This is a genomic window from Acinetobacter sp. H1(2024) (assembly GCF_046557555.1).
Classification (GTDB): Bacteria; Pseudomonadota; Gammaproteobacteria; order Pseudomonadales; family Moraxellaceae; genus Acinetobacter; species Acinetobacter seifertii.
In genome coordinates this window covers 265,268-279,655 of sequence record NZ_JBKGFO010000003.1, presented here as the reverse complement: position 1 = coordinate 279,655, position 14,388 = coordinate 265,268, and the positions used below count along the sequence as shown (strand labels likewise).

Annotated in this window: 13 protein-coding genes and 1 tRNA gene; 7 read left to right on the top strand and 7 right to left on the bottom strand. The window is 41.0% G+C overall.

Translation table 11 applies throughout. From position 1 onward, the window contains the following. Positions 1–6: 6 nt before the first annotated feature. Positions 7–1,506 (bottom strand): PLP-dependent aminotransferase family protein, encoded by a 1,500-nt coding sequence (locus ACLCEG_RS10930; RefSeq protein ID WP_039252289.1) that lies wholly within the window; start codon positions 1,504–1,506, stop codon positions 7–9. Between the two features lie 156 nt (positions 1,507–1,662). Here ACLCEG_RS10930 and gabT point away from each other — a divergent pair, with 156 nt between their 5' ends. After that, complete coding sequence (gene gabT, locus ACLCEG_RS10925; RefSeq protein WP_410567498.1) at positions 1,663–2,955, top strand: 4-aminobutyrate--2-oxoglutarate transaminase; 1,293 nt, start codon at positions 1,663–1,665, stop codon at positions 2,953–2,955. Next, positions 2,952–4,400 (top strand): NAD-dependent succinate-semialdehyde dehydrogenase, encoded by a 1,449-nt coding sequence (locus tag ACLCEG_RS10920; RefSeq protein ID WP_410567496.1) that lies wholly within the window; start codon positions 2,952–2,954, stop codon positions 4,398–4,400. Before gabT ends, ACLCEG_RS10920 begins: the two co-directional genes overlap by 4 nt. Positions 4,401–4,504: 104 nt before the next feature. Here ACLCEG_RS10920 and ACLCEG_RS10915 read toward each other — a convergent pair whose 3' ends face one another. Together ACLCEG_RS10915 and ycaC are read right to left on the bottom strand one after the other, a co-directional pair. Next, positions 4,505–5,479 (bottom strand): LysR substrate-binding domain-containing protein, encoded by a 975-nt coding sequence (locus ACLCEG_RS10915; RefSeq protein ID WP_134262569.1) that lies wholly within the window; start codon positions 5,477–5,479, stop codon positions 4,505–4,507. Between the two features lie 20 nt (positions 5,480–5,499). Beyond that, the gene (gene ycaC, locus ACLCEG_RS10910) at positions 5,500–6,126 is read right to left on the bottom strand and encodes an isochorismate family cysteine hydrolase YcaC (RefSeq protein WP_198071945.1); all 627 of its coding nucleotides are present in this window, start codon (positions 6,124–6,126) and stop codon (positions 5,500–5,502) included. Between the two features lie 276 nt (positions 6,127–6,402). On the opposite strand from ycaC, the gene ACLCEG_RS10905 reads away from it, so the two are divergent. The 4 genes from ACLCEG_RS10905 (at position 6,403) to ACLCEG_RS10890 (ending at position 10,279) form a co-directional block, all read left to right on the top strand. Beyond that, a complete protein-coding gene (locus ACLCEG_RS10905; protein ID WP_004705040.1) occupies positions 6,403–7,275 on the top strand; it encodes a pirin family protein in 873 nt (290 codons plus the stop codon). A gap of 439 nt (positions 7,276–7,714) precedes the next feature. Next, a complete protein-coding gene (locus ACLCEG_RS10900; protein WP_031944959.1) occupies positions 7,715–9,013 on the top strand; it encodes an FAD-dependent oxidoreductase in 1,299 nt (432 codons plus the stop codon). 4 nt (positions 9,014–9,017) lie between these two features. Continuing rightward, positions 9,018–9,845 (top strand): SAM-dependent methyltransferase, encoded by an 828-nt coding sequence (locus ACLCEG_RS10895; RefSeq protein ID WP_410567493.1) that lies wholly within the window; start codon positions 9,018–9,020, stop codon positions 9,843–9,845. Between the two features lie 8 nt (positions 9,846–9,853). Beyond that, positions 9,854–10,279, top strand: coding sequence for a GFA family protein (locus tag ACLCEG_RS10890; protein ID WP_004705043.1), 426 nt, complete (start codon positions 9,854–9,856; stop codon positions 10,277–10,279). Between the two features lie 334 nt (positions 10,280–10,613). On the opposite strand, the gene ACLCEG_RS10885 is transcribed toward ACLCEG_RS10890, so the two are convergent. The 3 genes from ACLCEG_RS10885 to ACLCEG_RS10875 form a co-directional block, all read right to left on the bottom strand. Then, positions 10,614–10,689: transfer RNA gene (locus tag ACLCEG_RS10885), tRNA-Thr, on the bottom strand. Positions 10,690–10,800: 111 nt separating this feature from the next. Then, on the bottom strand, positions 10,801–11,127 hold the full coding sequence (locus ACLCEG_RS10880; protein WP_410567491.1) for a gamma-glutamylcyclotransferase family protein: 327 nt from the start codon (positions 11,125–11,127) through the stop codon (positions 10,801–10,803). A 23-nt stretch (positions 11,128–11,150) separates the two neighbouring features. Beyond that, a complete protein-coding gene (locus ACLCEG_RS10875; protein ID WP_198071948.1) occupies positions 11,151–12,395 on the bottom strand; it encodes an MFS transporter in 1,245 nt (414 codons plus the stop codon). 135 nt (positions 12,396–12,530) lie between these two features. On the opposite strand from ACLCEG_RS10875, the gene ACLCEG_RS10870 reads away from it, so the two are divergent. Further along, positions 12,531–13,451 carry a LysR family transcriptional regulator gene (locus ACLCEG_RS10870; RefSeq protein WP_410567489.1) on the top strand — a complete coding sequence of 307 codons (921 nt, stop codon included), beginning with the start codon at positions 12,531–12,533 and terminating at the stop codon, positions 13,449–13,451. Here ACLCEG_RS10870 and ACLCEG_RS10865 read toward each other — a convergent pair. Further along, positions 13,448–14,335 carry a DMT family transporter gene (locus tag ACLCEG_RS10865; protein ID WP_410567487.1) on the bottom strand — a complete coding sequence of 296 codons (888 nt, stop codon included), beginning with the start codon at positions 14,333–14,335 and terminating at the stop codon, positions 13,448–13,450. The genes ACLCEG_RS10870 and ACLCEG_RS10865 overlap by 4 nt on opposite strands. Positions 14,336–14,388: the final 53 nt, after the last annotated feature.

Sequence of the window (14,388 nt, the reverse complement as noted above, 5' to 3'; positions counted from 1 at the left end):
GAATAGTTAATTTAGCGTAGGTACACCTGCTTCACGTAAGCATTGAAGCAAGACACCAAAAGCCATCACCATATCTTTTTCATTTACACAGGCAAAGCCCATAAGCAGGCCACGTTCGGCATGTGCATGCGACTGCATGTAGTACTGAGACAGTGGTCGAACTTTAACACCACGTTCAAGCGCAGTCGCCGCAATCGCAACATCATCGCAAGCGTTTGGAAGTTTTAAAACCAGATGTAACCCTGCGGCTTCATCATATTCATGAATAAATTCGGGGCCAAGGTAGCGTTGAATTAAGCTCACCAAGTAGTCGCGGCGCTTGCCATAGAGTAGGCGCATACGGCGAATATGCGCTTCGTAATGGCCTTCACGAATAAATTCAGCTAAGGCTTTTTGCTCAAGCAAATGGCCCCCACGGTAAAGCTCGGCTGCCACAATTCGTAATGGTGAAAAAAGTGGTTTGGGTACGACCAAATAACCAATTCTTAAAGAGGGGTAAATGGTTTTACTAAACGTGCCCATGTACAGCACAGGCGCATCATTTTCTAAGCCTTGTAAAGACGGATACGGTTGACCTGAAAAACGAAACTCACTGTCATAGTCATCTTCGACAATCCAGCTATTATGCTGGCGTGCAATTTCAATCAGTTTGCGTCGTCGATCTAGGCTTAAATGTGAACCTAGCGGATATTGATGTGATGGTGTGACAAAAATGAGTTTAGGCGGCTTTGCCGGATTTTCTTCAGGAATAATACCTTCAGCATCGACAGGCATCGGTTGAATATCGAGGCCATTAATTCGTAAGGTATTACGCATTCCCCAGTAAGCTGGATCTTCAAGCCAGATTCGATCACCAATATCACTCAGTGCACGCGAGACTAAATCAATCGCTTGGTGAATGCCTTCGGTAATAATAATCTGGTCTGCATCGCACTGAACCGAACGTGCAACACGTAAGTAATCTGCCAACGCACTTCGAAGCTCGATACAGCCACCAGCGTTGCTATAAATCAGGCGGTTAATGTCAGGTTCGCGGCTTAGGCGTGCTTGAATACGACTAAAAATATGATGTGGAAACTCTGTTACATCGGGCGCTCCCGGCACAAAAGCTCCCCATTGGTGTGGCGACGCTGCTGCATAGCCTAATAAGTTAGAACCACGCTGCGAAAGGGCATAAGAGCTTTGAACTTTCGGGCTTGAAACCGCTTTTTTCTTATTTTGAGTATTTAAAAAACTCTCTGGTAATTTTTCGGCAACCCATGTGCCATGACCTGTACGGGCTTCTAAGTAGCCTTCAGCTTGTAGCTGTTCATAGGCAGTAAGCACTGTATTTCTAGAAACATGAATTTCACTGGCTAAGTCACGTGACGCAGGTAGACGAGTCTTAGGCTGGATGACTCCATCAATAATGGCACCACGCAGGCAACGGAAAAGGCGTTGATGTAGTTTCCCTTCAGTGTCCTGTTGGAGTCGTTGTAGCAAATGATCTCCAAGTAAACTACGCAATTGGCTCTCTCCTACAGTTAAAAAGTGGCTCTCGTCAGTTGGCGTCAGACGAGCGAAATTACATGCATAGGCAGTCGTTGTAAAGCACCCTGAAAATTAAGCACAGGATGCAAGAAACCAAAGCTGCAACTGATGATGAAAATATGAGGGAATCAAATGGATAATCAACATTCTGCACTTAACGCACGTAAACAGCAAGCAACTCCACGTGGCGTAGGCGTGATGTGTCAGTGGTATGCGGAAAAAGCTGAAAATGCCACGCTTTGGGACAAGGAAGGCAACCAATTTATCGACTTTGCTGGTGGTATCGCGGTTTTAAATACAGGCCATCGCCACCCTAAAGTGATTGCAGCAGTAACTGAGCAACTTACTAAATTTACGCACACTGCCTATCAAGTAACACCTTATGAAAGCTATGTAGCTTTGGCTGAACGTATTAATGAGCGTGCGCCAATTGCTGGTCCTGCGAAGTCAGCTTTTTTCACTACAGGTGCAGAAGCTGTTGAAAATGCGGTGAAGATTGCTCGCTCTTATACAGGTCGTCACGGCATTATTACTTTTGGTAACGGTTTCCACGGTCGTTCATTTATGACTATGGCAATGACAGGTAAAACCGCACCTTACAAACGTGACTTTGGTGTAATGCCAGCGGGTGTATTCCACGCACGTTACCCTGTACCTGCTAAAGGTATTTCAGTAGACGCAGCAATTGAAAGCGTTGAAGATATTTTCAGTGAAGATATTGCACCACATGATGTTGCGGCAATCGTACTTGAGCCAGTACAAGGTGAAGGCGGTTTCAATGTGGTACCAGCTGAGTTCTTAAAACGTTTACGCGCAATTTGCGATAAGCACGGCATTTTACTTGTGGCTGACGAAGTGCAATCAGGTTTTGCCCGTACTGGTAAATTGTTTGCAATGAACTATTACGAGACTAAAGCAGACCTCATCACGATGGCGAAAAGCTTGGGCGGTGGTTTCCCTATTTCGGGTGTTGTAGGCCGTGCAGAAGTCATGGATGCACCAAACCCAGGTGGTCTAGGCGGTACTTACGCAGGTAGCCCGATTGCAGTTGCTGCTGCGCACGCGGTAATTGATGCGATTGAAGAAGAAAACTTATGCGACCGTGCAAATGAATTAGGTGCAGAGTTGGTTGCTACCCTTAAAGATATTCAACAAGCAACAGGCGATGTCGTAACTGATATTCGTGCTTTAGGTTCAATGGTTGCAGTAGAACTTGAAACGGCTGAACAAGCAAAAGTTGTACAAAACTATGCAATGGAAAACGGGTTGTTACTTCTTACTTGTGGTAAATACGGTAATGTAATTCGTTTCTTATATCCATTAACCATTCCTGCTGAGCAATTCCGTCAAGGTCTTGGTATTTTGAAACAAGGTTTTGCGACACTCAAAGCAGGTAGTGCAAAAGCAATGGAGCAATCTGCATGATTCAAAATAATTTGCAGTATTTATTAAAACATCCTGATATTGCATTAGAAGCACCTGCATCAAATGACTATATCGAGGTGAATGATGCTGCTACGGGGGAAACTTTGGCATGGGTAAAAACCTATGACCGCGCAGGGGTTGAAGCCGCAATTAATCGTTCAGCAAAAGCGCAGGCTGCTTGGAAAAAGCAAACTGCCTTGGCTCGTGCTGATGTGTTATTGGCATGGTACAACCTCATGCTTGAGCACAAAGAAAATTTAGCTCAAATTTTAACAGCTGAGCAAGGTAAACCATTGGCAGAAGCACGTGGTGAAATTGGTTATGCAGCATCGTTCATACGCTGGTTTGCTGAGCAAGCTCGCCGTATTGATGGTGAAGTATTAACATCTACGTTGCCAAATCAACGTCTGCTCGTGATTAAACAAGCAATTGGTGTTACTGCTGCAATTACGCCGTGGAACTTCCCAGCTGCCATGATTACGCGTAAAGCAGGGCCAGCGATTGCTGCGGGTTGTTCAATGTTGGTTAAACCAGCAGAGCAAACACCGTTAACTGCTTATGCACTTGAAGTATTGGCTTTACAGGCAGGCTTACCAGCCGATGTTTTAATTAACATTAGTGGTGATGCGGTTGAAGTAGGCAAAACACTATGCGAAAGCGATATTGTTCGTAAGTTAAGCTTCACAGGTTCAACCCAAGTGGGTCGTATCTTGATGCAACAATGTGCGCCAACTATTAAAAAGCTTTCACTTGAACTCGGTGGTAATGCACCAGTTGTGGTATTTGACGATGCCAATCTTGAACAAGCTGTTCAGGGCATCATGGCAAGTAAATATCGTAACAGCGGTCAGACTTGTGTTTGTGCTAACCGTATTTATGTTCAAGACGGTATTTACGATGCGCTGGCAGACCGTTTGGTTGAAGCTGTGTCTAAGCTGAAAGTTGGCGATGGTCGTCAAGAAGGTTCAACTCAAGGACCTTTAATTGATGAAGATGCGATTGCAAAAGTTCAGTCTCATATTGCAGATGCAACTGAGAAAGGTGCAACCGTTCGTATTGGTGGTCAGCGTTCGGCACTTGGTGGCACATTCTTTGAACCAACAGTTTTAACTGGTGTAACGCAAGACATGAAAGTGTCTAAAGAAGAAACCTTTGGTCCGCTTGCACCGCTATTCCGCTTTAAAACTGAAGATGAAGCAGTGGCAATGGCGAACGATACCGAGTTTGGTTTAGCTGCTTATTTATTTACTCAAAGCACAGCTCGTCAATGGCGAGTGGGTGAAGCACTTGAGTACGGTATGGTCGGCATTAACACAGGCGCAATTTCAAATGAAGTTGCTCCGTTTGGTGGCGTAAAACAATCAGGTCTAGGTCGTGAAGGTTCAAAATTCGGCATCGAAGAATATGTCGAAATGAAATACCTCTGCGTAGACTTATCTGAGTAAGGAACAAAGCGGGTTCGTTTTGTTCTGAACGAAAACATGCAGTTATGCTGTATGTGATGTTTCACAAAAAACCGGTCATGCCCATTCATGACCGGTTTTTTTATTTAAGTCGGCAAATACCCTTCATGGCTTTCGGGTAAACGCCTGAGTTCTTCAATCAGAGTTTCAATGAGTTTTTCGACCACCAGACGTTGGCCTTTTCTAGACACATAAACCAGTTGTAGCATGCCAATATTCGACTTCCAGTCAGGAAGAATATGCACAAGTGTGCCTTTACGAATTTCAGATTCGACAGTTAAAAAGGGAAGATCGGCAATGCCTAAACCGTCCATCACGGCATAGTAAACACCTGCCAAGTCATTACTTTTGATTCGTGGTTGATAAGGCACATCAACTGATTCACCATTTCGAATATTGCATAAATGCCAAATATAATTTTGCTTTTGAGTACCTAAGCTAATACTTGGAAAGTCTTGTAATTCAGAATAATGCTCAATGGTACGGCCTTGTAGTAATTCAGGCGAAGCCACTAGACAGTGGTCGGTTTTAATTACATCCCGAACAATTAAATTCGAATCTTCATTCGGTTCAAAATTGGTCCGAATCGCGAGGTCGATGTCATCATGCAAAATATCTACTCGACGGCTGGTCAGCTCAAGCGATATTTCAACTTTAGGATAAGTTTTTAAAAACTGATTTAAAATTTTTCTAATTTGAAAATGCATCATTAAAGGTGGACAGCTGACTTTTACTACTCCTTGAGGCTCACTTTTTTGCTTTAACAAAACGTTTTCTGCACATTCAACTTGGGCAATAACTTTGCAGCATTCTTCGTAGAACTCTTGGCCTAAATCGGTCACTTTAAAATGGCGAGTTGTTCTTTGAATGAGGCTAACGTTAAATTTATTTTCAAGGTCAATAATGCGTCGGCTGAGTTTGGACTTACTAATATTTTCAGCTTCACTGGCTGCACTAAAGCCGCCGTGTTTTACGACTAAATAGAAATAATAAAAATCATCAAAAGAGCTTATCAATGTCCGATCAATCCATTTAAATTTAAGATTAGAGCGCTTAAGCACTCTAATCTTGTCAATTCAGCTTATTTTTGCGATGTATTAAAACTATAGCTTGTCATTAGGTTGCGGTAATCAGGAATATGATTTGAGAAGAGAGCACCTAAGCCTTCTACGTCATTACGCCAGTCACGGTGTAACTCACATGCCATGCCAAACCAAGTCATCAGCTGAGCACCTGCTTTTGACATACGGTCCCAAGCAGCATCACGTGTTAATTCATTGAAAGTACCAGAAGCATCAGTAATCACAAACACTTCAAAGCCTTCAGCGAGTGCAGATAAAGCAGGGAATGCCACACAAACTTCAGTGACCACACCTGCAATAATGAGTTGTTTTTTGCCTGTCGCTTTAACTTCTTTTACGAAGTCTTCATTGTCCCAAGCGTTGATTTGACCAGGGCGTGGAATAAATGGTGCATCTGGGAAAAGTTCTTTTAATTCTGGAACTAAAGGACCGTTTGGACCATTTTCAAAACTGGTCGTTAAAATAGTCGGTAAGTTAAAATATTTTGCTGCGTCTGCAAGCGCTAATACGTTATTTTTAAATTTATCTGGTTCGATATCTCGAACTAAAGAAAGTAAACCAGCTTGATGGTCAACTAAAAGAACCGCAGCATTATCCTTGTCTAAACGGACGTAATCTTGAGCCATTTTTATATCCTCATGTTATCAAAATGAATAATTAAAAATTATTAAGTAGGTCGTTAGTGCCTAAAATTATGCTAGTTGAGTTTGTTGTCGTGATTAAGTCTAAAAAATAGGATTAAGAATTTTAAAAATAGGACGATCTTTTGAAGCGTACCTCAAACTTTAAGATTGTCTCATATATGAAATAATGTGTTGCTAAACCTGATCTATAAACTGCAATTATTGAGGCGTAAAATCAATCTCAGTTCAAGAAAATCCTACATATATAGGAGAGATCAGATGAAGAAATTTCTTGGTGCATATCAAAATAACCACATGCATTGGGTTGGTGATGGTTTCCCTGTATATAACCTGTTCTCTTATGACCGTTTAGGCCAAACCCTAAGCCCATTTTTGTTACTGGATTATGCAGCGCCTTATAACTTCTCACCAACCACCGAACAACAAGGTGTCGGGTCGCATCCTCACCGTGGCTTTGAAACCGTGACGATTGCCTATCAAGGTGAAGTTACACACAAAGACTCAAGTGGCGGCGGCGGAACCATTAAAACGGGTGACGTACAATGGATGACTGCAGGTGCAGGTGTGTTACATGAAGAGTTCCATTCTCCTGAATTTGCAGAGCATGGTGGTCTGTTTGAAATGGTGCAATTGTGGGTAAATTTACCTGCTCATTCAAAAATGACCCCTGGAAAATACCAAGCAATTGAAGCGAAAGAGATTCCAGACATCGCGTTAGATGAGCACGGTAGTCATTTACGTGTGATTGCGGGTGAATATGCAGATTCAAAAGGTGCCGCAACGACCTTTAGCCCATTAAACGTATGGGATGGTAAGTTAGTCAAAGGCCAAAAACACACCCTTTATGTGCCTGAAGGACATACTACACTTGTTGTTGTGTTAGATGGTGCAGTGGTCATTAATGATACAAACCGTCTTGAAGGTAAAACCGTTGCAATTTTATCTCGTGAAGGTGTTGAGTTTAGTTTAAATGCCGAAGAAGACACTAAATTCCTAGTGTTGACTGGCCAACCACTCAATGAACCAATCGAAGGTTATGGCCCATTTGTGATGAATACCAAAGCCGAGATTATGGAAGCGATTAATGATTTTAATCGTGGAAAATTTGGTTCTCTCATGCAAGAAGCATAAATTGTTTATTTGAGCTTAATTAGCTATTCAAGCAAAGTAATAAAAAGCCCGCTATCAAGTGTGAATAGCGGGCTTTTTCGCTGTAAAGTTTCTATTTTTATGATAGATATCATTATTGTTTGGGCATTGTTTTATGTGACTTGGTTCTCATTGTTGTGGTGGCATGATATCGCAAAAAGAGTGTTTTGTAAAATATTTGATATAAATTTAGTTAAATTATCTCATTTTATTTAAAAGAATTTTTTTTAAATTTTTAAAAAATATAAAGTTTTATCGACTTATTTTCTTTTGTAAAGTTTTATAAATAAATTTGCATTCATCAGAGAAAATTTTTCTGTATAAATTCATGTAAAAAATAAAAATCTGGTAGTTTTTAATACGGTGTTTTTTTTAGGTATGAGTGATAATCAAAAAAATTCTCGAAAAATGGGACATCATTTTGGATATCGCAATTATTGGTAGTGGAATGGCAGGACTTGCAGCAGCAAGAATTCTGAAAGATGCAGGACATACAATCACGATATTTGAAGCACTTCCTGGCCGGGGAATGGATAGCCATAGCATTGAGTTCGATGGTGGGATTATTGATGCGCCATTGCGTGTTATGAACCCGCATCTATGGAAAAATACACTCAGCCTTGCTGCACACTTAGGTATTAAAACTTTCCCAGTTCGTACCTATATGTCTTGTAGCTGGTTATTTGAAGATCGTACTGAAACATGGTTAACCACATCTCGTAGCCGTATTGGTAATTTCCCGATTATCAATAACCGTAAAGGCATCCAGCAGTATGGCTGGCGTCTTGTGAAAGGGATGTTGCAATTAAAAACTGCGATCCACCAGTTTTTCAAATCTAAAAATCAAGATATTACTCTCGCTGAATTTATTAATCAGAACGACATAGAAGAAGTATTCTGGCACGGTGTAGTGATGCCAGTGCTCTATACCATTTGTACATGTAACCCAAAAACAATTGGTGACTGGCCTGCAAAAAACCTTCTTGAGTTTTTGCGTCATTTAACTGATGGCGACATGCTATTGCGTATGAAAGGCGGTACACCTGCATTTGTAGACAGCTTGATTAAAGGCATTGATATCCATAGTGGTTCGGCAATTAAGAAAGTTGAGCAACAAGGCGAAAAAGTACTGGTTGAAAATGCGCAAGGCGATAAGGGCACATATGACCGCGTTATTGTGGCGACACCAACATCTAAGATTGAAGAGTTCTTAAACCCTGAACAGTTTGCAGAAGATATGAACCTGCTTAAACAGTTCCGTTTTGAGCAAGGTGACTTGGTTATTCATACCGATGCGACAGTCATGCCGCCACGCCGTAAAGACTGGTCAGTGCTGAGCTATATGATGGATCGTAAGTTTACTCGTCAGCAGTTTACGGTTTGGATGAATGCGGTTGAGCCATCACTTGTAGGTAAAAATCCTGTATTCCAGACTTGGCGTCCAGTGACTGATATTGACCCTAAAAAAATCATTTCAAAAGTGACCTTAACGCGTGCAGTTGTAGACTCGCAAACCATTGCTCTAAACAAAGAGTTACAGCAACGTCATTTAGAACCAAATCGTAAAGTATTTTACTGTGGTTCATGGTCATGTGATGGCTTGCCAATTTTAGAGTCAGCCGTGACTTCTGCAATGCATATTGCTGAAATTTTAGGTGCACCTTTACCATTTGTAGGTTTAAAACCTCAGGTTGAAGTTGCTCCAGAACTCGGCTACTAAAATTGTGAAAACAAAAGTTCGAGCAGCTCTTTCTCGACTCATTCCCCATAAATATGCCATTGATGCATCAAGCTTGGGAGATGATGGAGAGCTTGCTTGGACAAATTTGGGTTTTTGGAAAAATACCCAAAACTATCCTGAAGCTTGTCGCCAATTGGCCGACCATTTGGCACAAGCTGTCAATTTAAATTCAAAAGATTATTTACTCGATTTAGGCTGCGGACAGGGTGCAAGTTTATTGCACTGGTCACAACACTATCAGCCCAAAAGTATGAGTGCCGTTGAGCTACAAGCTCCATGTGTGAATAAAATTCAAAACCTTATTCCTGAAATAAGTCAGATTTTTTGCGGTTCATTTTTAAATTTAAAACAATTTAAATTCAAACAAGCTTTCGATGTGGTGATGTGCATTGATGCGGCTTACCACAGTTCTTTAAATTCATTTCTAGATTCGGTCACTCCAGTTTTAAATTTAAAAGGTCGATTAGGTTTTCACTACTTAATGCGAGCTGAATCATGTCAAAACATGACAATGCTGCAAGAACAAAAGTATCGTTATTTACTTAAAGCAGCCGACGTGACTTGGAATGCTGTACCAACTGAACAAACTCTAAGAACGAGCTTGGAACAGCAAGGTTTTACAGATATTCAAATTGAAGATTTATCTGAACAAGTATTATTAGGTTTTTCAGAGTATATTCAAAAACAACAAGGACAAAATCAAAGCCGAGGATTGGCAAATTTTAAAATTCAAATGACTGCAAAGTTATGCCAACAATTCTACGAAAGTGGGTATGTCCGTTATATTCAAATAACAGCAATAAAAAAATAGGATGAGCCATGTCAGCCAAATATCAAGGATCGTGTTTATGTGGAGCTGTGAGCTATCAAAGTGAAGCAGCGCCACGTTATAGTTTTAATTGCCATTGCCGTGATTGCCAAAAAGCCACAGGTTCAGCATATGCACCAATCGCTTTTTTTCACCAATCTGAATTGAAAGTGAATGGCGAGCTTAAATATTTTGAGACCGTAGGTTCTTCTGGCCGTTCCATTAAAAGAGCATTTTGCCCGACATGTGGTTCTCAGCTTTTTGGCTTACCTGAAATTGCCCCTGAAATGATTTCAATACGTGCAGGTACGCTTGATGACCCAAGTCTTTATGAGCCTAGAGCTGAGGTATTTGTGAGCCAAGCTTATGCTTGGGATACGTTGAACCCAAATCTTAGACACTTTGAAAAAATGATAGAGAAGAAGAAAGAAGGGTAGAGGTAGTCTGACAAGCCCGTACGCTTTTTCCTACGTCCATTCAGGAAATTGACGTCTTTCTATGACTTCATGAATTACCTATGATGAACTCATCAGGAACAGGAAGTTCCAAAACGTAAAACAACAATAATAAGTTTAGGCATCAGGACGTGAGGTATTACAGGATGTATACCTAGTAACGAAATACGAAAAAAGCCCAACAGGATGTTGGGCTTTTTTTCATTTCTTATTAAAGAATTTATTTCACACTGAGGATAATAGATTCACAAGCCAGAATATAAAACCTACAGACAACAAAAAACCTCATAAATCAAATATTCATGAGGTTTAATGATGGTGCCGGCACACGGATTCGAACTGTGGACCTACTGATTACAAGTCAGTTGCTCTACCAACTGAGCTATGCCGGCAATGTGGAGTGAATTTTACAGTTTCTTAAAAAAAATACAAGCCAAAAAATGAGCATTTGAATTTTTTCTATCAATTTTTAAGCGCTTATGCGTTTGAGCTTTAAAAATGGCTTAAGGCTTCAACATATAAATAAAAGAATCAACATGTTCACCACTATTTAAAGTGACGCGAACAGGTACTCTTTCGTACTCTTCGCCTTCAAAGTCATCCAGTAATTTCCAGTTAGCATCTAAATGTTCTGAGCTAAAAACAAAGCCTTGCACTTGGTTAGCACTATCATCGAGTACAATTCCCGGATAGCCTAAATCTGCTCCCCAACCTTCATGATGTAGGGTTCCGTTTACCCAGCCTTCCGACCATTGTCCGCCAATATTTTCAAGTATATGGGCATTAGGACGTCCGGAACCTAAAGTGCCATAAACAAATAAACTCGACATGTGTTTTTCCTTTAAATTACTCATTAATGTGCTTTTGCGTGTGCGGTATAAACCACTAAAAATATTCCCAATACTGACAATACAACCGCCAAAGTGACAATCGCACTCCAGCCACCGTGTAACCAGAACCAACCACCTGCCGAACCGACAATACTTGAACCCATATAGTAAAAAAGTAAATACAGAGAACTCGCATGGGCTTTGGCTTGTTTGCTTTCAGCGCCGACTGAACTACTGGTGAGTGAGTGAGTAATAAAGAAGCCGGTGGTAATAAAGGCAATCCCAATAATAATGCCAAAAAGCGAGCTGAGTAGAGTCATGAGGCTACCCACAATCATGAGCGCGAAGCCACTCATCATCATGGTTTTTTTACCAAAGCGATCGGCTAAGCTACCTGCCAACGATGAAGACACCATACCAAAGCTATACGACAAGAAAATAAGGCTAATTTGTGTTTGGCTCAGTGAATAAGGCGCGCCGCTTAAACGGAAAGTCGCGTAGTTAAATAAGGTCACAAACACACTGGTGAGCAAGAAACCAATGGCAAACAGGCGTAATAATTTAGTATTGCTTAAATGAGCACGCCACATTTGCATGTGAAAGCCTAAATTCAGCCCTTTTTTCTGTACAAAATTACGTGAAGCAGGGAGTAAGCTTAAAAAGGCAATTGAGCAAATAAAACAGATTGCGCCCAGCAAACCTAAAGCGGTGCGCCATGAAAAATATTCAATCAAAATGCCCATGCCGACACGGCCCATCATGCCGCCAAAGGCTGTCCCTGCAATATACAACCCCATGGTTTTACCCAAGTGTTCAGGTGCAATTTCTTCGGCAATCCAAGCCATTGTCACTGCGGGTACACCACCGAGCAGCAAACCTTCTAACGCACGTGCCATCAGCAAACTATGCCAGTTCGGTGTAAACATTGAGACGATATTTAAAATTGCGGCACACAGCATGGACGTAAAGATTACACCGCGACGGCCAATCGCTTGTGAAAAGGCACTCGATAACACAATCGAAATTGCTAAAAAGGCTGTCGTTAATGACAGTGCCAAAGAACTACTTGCAGGGCTAATCTGGAAGCTTTGGCTAAATGCAGGTAACAGTGGCTGTACACAATAAATCAGTGAGAAACTGGCAAAACCTACGAGGAATAAGGCGAAACCTGCGTGTTTATAAGCTTTGGTTCCTTTGTGAATCCACTCGCGGGAAAGCAGAGAAGTCGCTTCTGTGTTTAAAGTGCTGGGTGTAGATGAAGAGCTCATATCATGACCATGACAGAAAGAACAGTGCTTGAGGGCATGCTGCATCGAGAAAATTCGATGAATTAAAATTAGCAATTTAGAAGGTATTTTTCTAATATATTTAATAATAGGTCATGATATGTTTTATATATAGCGATGGAACTCAGACATATACGCTACTTTTTAGCAGTAGCAGAAGAAAAAAATTTTACCAGAGCTGCGCAGCGTTTAAACATGAGCCAGCCGCCTTTAAGTATGCAAATCCGCGACTTAGAAGAAGAATTAGGCGCAGATTTATTTATTCGTTCACCACATGGAGTGGAGCTGACCGAAGCAGGGCTTGCCTTTTTAAATGCAATTCAGCCTGTACAGCAGCGTGTAGAAGATGCAGCAAACCTTGTTAAACAAGTGGCAAATGGTGAAGTGGGTCAACTACGATTAGGGTTTACAGGCACTTCAATGCTGAATCCTCTCATTCCTAAATGCGTTCGCTATTTTCAGCAGCAATATCCGAAAGTAGATTTAAAGCTTGAAGAAGCTAATACCTTGTTGCTCATCGACCTATTGCTTGAAGAGCGTTTAGATGTGGCAATTATTCGCTCACCCCGTAACATTCCAGATAGTCTCATTCTTCAAGAATTATTAGCAGAACCACTCATTGCGGCTTTGCCTTCCGAGTCTTTGAGTTTAGATGATTCAACGCAAGAAATTGATTTAACTACACTGCGAGAGCTTGATTTTATTGTCTCGCCACCATCCATTAGCGCAGGGCTTTTTGATGCAATTAAACAAGCCTGTCATGAGCGTGGTTTTGAACCGAAAATTGGACAAAATGCCCCGCAAATTGTGTCGATTTTATCGTTGGTGTCAGCAAATTTAGGGGTGTCTTTGGTACCTGAGTCGACTAAACAATTGCAAATACGAGGTGTCGCGTATCGCTCTTTAAAAGCACCTGTACCTACGGTGGGTTTAGGGCTTGCCTATAAAAAACATGCCCCTTCACAAATGGCGATTAACTTTGCCAGTGTGGTGCAAGTGGCTTGTCACCACGCCAACGAAATTGATGAAATTGGCTAGTTTGATTTCGGCGCTTTATTCATTAAAAAGATGCCTGAAATAATGAAAATTGCTCCATATAAAAATGATAAAGTCGGCTGTTCATGAATGAAAACCCATGCCATAAGCGCTGCAAAAATAGGTTCGGAAAGTTCGGTCACTTGTACCTTTGCGGCACTCATATAAGACAACGCTTTGGTGGTGCAGAAAAAGCCGAGTATGGTCGGTAGAACAGCTAAACCAATCAAACCTAAAAGAATGTCAGTATTAAAATGAATACTATGCAAGTTTATTAAAAACGGAACGGCAAGATAAACGCTGCCAAAGAGCAATAAATACTTAGTTAGAAACAGCCCGCCGTTTAATTTGAACTTTTTAACTAAAACTGAAAATAGGCCATAACCCGTGCCAGCAATTGAGGCATTGATCAGCATTAAAAGGCTATTTTCACCTTTCCACGAAATGATACTAATACCAGCAACTGCTAATAATGTTCCAATAAGAGAGTGAATATAGATGCTTTCTTTTAAAATGAATCGACCAAAAAATAGGGCAGAAATAGCAGCCGAAGCCATGAGTATCACCACGACATTGGCGGCAGCACCGTGGTTATAGGCAATGGTTTCAAAAAAGAATAGCGAGAAAATCCCTAAAAAGGCACAGATGGCAATTTGAGTAAAAACACTGAGCTTGCTTGGAGTGCTACTCATATAGGCAATCTTTTGGCTCACAGGCACTTTAAATAAAAAAACACTTAAAAAGAAAAAGGCAATAATGGTTTTTAAAAAGGCAATATCTTGTGGGTTTAAACCGCTATGCATGAGTAATTTACTAATGACGCCAATAGATGCATTTAAAGCTGCTGCACAAAGTGCAAATAGGGTTCCAATAACAAGATTATTCACTCTTATAATTCTTCCTAAGTTTTACGCATGAAGTCTACAATATTTTTTGGATG

Excerpts from the sequence above, each read along its gene's own strand:
- ACLCEG_RS10920 (WP_410567496.1), top strand. The coding sequence starts at position 2,952 with ATGATTCAAAATAATTTGCAGTATTTATTAAAACATCCTGATATTGCA.
- gabT (WP_410567498.1), top strand. The coding sequence starts at position 1,663 with ATGGATAATCAACATTCTGCACTTAACGCACGTAAACAGCAAGCAACT.
- ACLCEG_RS10875 (WP_198071948.1), bottom strand. The coding sequence starts at position 12,395 with ATGAGCTCTTCATCTACACCCAGCACTTTAAACACAGAAGCGACTTCT.
- ACLCEG_RS10880 (WP_410567491.1), bottom strand. The coding sequence starts at position 11,127 with ATGTCGAGTTTATTTGTTTATGGCACTTTAGGTTCCGGACGTCCTAAT.
- ACLCEG_RS10905 (WP_004705040.1), top strand. The coding sequence starts at position 6,403 with ATGAAGAAATTTCTTGGTGCATATCAAAATAACCACATGCATTGGGTT.
- ACLCEG_RS10870 (WP_410567489.1), top strand. The coding sequence starts at position 12,531 with ATGGAACTCAGACATATACGCTACTTTTTAGCAGTAGCAGAAGAAAAA.
- ycaC (WP_198071945.1), bottom strand. The coding sequence starts at position 6,126 with ATGGCTCAAGATTACGTCCGTTTAGACAAGGATAATGCTGCGGTTCTT.
- ACLCEG_RS10890 (WP_004705043.1), top strand. The coding sequence starts at position 9,854 with ATGTCAGCCAAATATCAAGGATCGTGTTTATGTGGAGCTGTGAGCTAT.